The organism is Streptomyces sp. NPDC005566 (assembly GCF_040605575.1).
In the GTDB taxonomy this organism is placed as follows: Bacteria; Actinomycetota; Actinomycetes; order Streptomycetales; family Streptomycetaceae; genus Streptomyces.
The window spans coordinates 1-1,468 of sequence record NZ_JBEXDB010000076.1; the positions used below are offsets into that span (position 1 = coordinate 1).

2 protein-coding genes are annotated in these 1,468 nt (G+C 69.4%); both read right to left on the reverse strand.

The window, feature by feature from the left end; all coding sequences use genetic code 11:
- Positions 1–649 (reverse strand): biotin/lipoyl-binding protein (locus tag ABZS61_RS34800; RefSeq protein WP_356430525.1); only part of this gene is annotated, 649 nt, incomplete at its 3' end.
- Positions 646–1,468: ATP-binding cassette domain-containing protein (locus tag ABZS61_RS34805; RefSeq protein ID WP_356430528.1), on the reverse strand; the 823-nt coding region annotated here is incomplete at its 5' end. The genes ABZS61_RS34805 and ABZS61_RS34800, both read right to left, overlap by 4 nt.

A 1,468-nucleotide genomic window follows, 5' to 3' on the forward strand; every position in this document is an offset into this window, starting at 1 on the left:
AGCGCGGCGGCCATGCCGCCCTGCGCCGCGCCCGTGTGGGAGCGGGTGGGCCCTTCGCCGCGAGCGGCTCCGACATCGCGATCTCGCGCCGGACCAGCGCCTGACTCTTCTCCAACGCGGCGATCTGGTCGTCCAGCGCACGGCGGCGGGCGCGGTAGGTTGCGGTGGCCTGCGCGACGAGGCCGGCTTCTCGCTTCACGTCTGCCGGGAAGTCCAGCGGCGCGCCATAGGCTTCGGCCCGCGCGCGCGCCACGCTCGCCTTCAGCTCCAGCGCCTTGGTCAACGCTTCGCGATAGCTCGATTGCGCGCGCGCCGGATCGAGCTTCGCGAGCAGCTGCCCCTTTTCGACCACGTCGCCCTCGCGCACCGCCACGCTCTGGACGATGCCGCCCTCGAGGCTCTGGATCCATTGTTCGCGGCTCGGCGATACGACCGTCGCATCGCTGCGCGTGACCTCCTCGACGCGTGCGAAGTGCGCCCATACCAGTCCGGCGCAGAGCACCACGGCAACCAGATAGAGAACCAGCTGTGCGCCCGCGGACGAGCGGACGAGCAACGCCTCGCGAATGTCGCTCATATAGGCGGTATCACCCGCGCGCAGCCGCGGCGCCGGCTTGCGGCCGAGAATCGATCGAATGCGCCGCATCATGACGCCTCCGCAGCCAACGATGTCGCGGCCGCTGCCGGTTCCGCGGGCGACGCGCCTGCTGGCGCGCCACGCTGGACCACGCGGATTTTCGGTTCACGGTTTCGCTGCGGCTCGGGCGGCGCATGAGGCTCGCCCGTCTCGTGCTGCCCCGACAGGGCCGCCAGCACGCGCGCCTTTTCGCCGTCCATCACGATCTTGCCCTGATCGACGATCACGATCCGGTCGACCAGCGCCAGCAGCGACGTACGATGCGTGACCACGACCAGCGTCTGTCCGGCGCTCGCCTGCTTCAAATGCTCGATGAACTGCGACTCCGTCTGCGAGTCCATCGCGCTCGTCGGTTCGTCGAGCAGCAACGTGCGCGGACGCGCGATCAGGCTGCGGGCCAGTGCGACAAGCTGGCGCTGCCCGCCCGACAGATCGCGGCCGTTTTCGCCAACCTGAAGATTCACGCCGAGCGGATGCCGGGCGACCAGCGCATCGAGCCCCGTCAGTTCGAGCACACGCAGCAGCTCCATGGCCGGCACGTCGGGACGGCCGATCGTCACGTTCTCGCGCAGCGAACCGTAAAACAGCCGGCTGTCCTGGCCGACATAGCCGAAGGTGCGACGCCAGTCCGCCGACGCGATCTGTGCGGCGTCGAGCCCGTCGGCGAGCAACTTGCCCTCCGTCGGCTGATACAGCCGCGCGATCAAACGCAGCAGCGTCGATTTCCCGCTGCCGACCCGGCCGAGTATCGCGACACGCTCGCCGGGCCGAATCTCCACCGACACCTGGTCCAGCGCGGGCGCATTTTTCTCCAGGCCGGCCGACGGATAC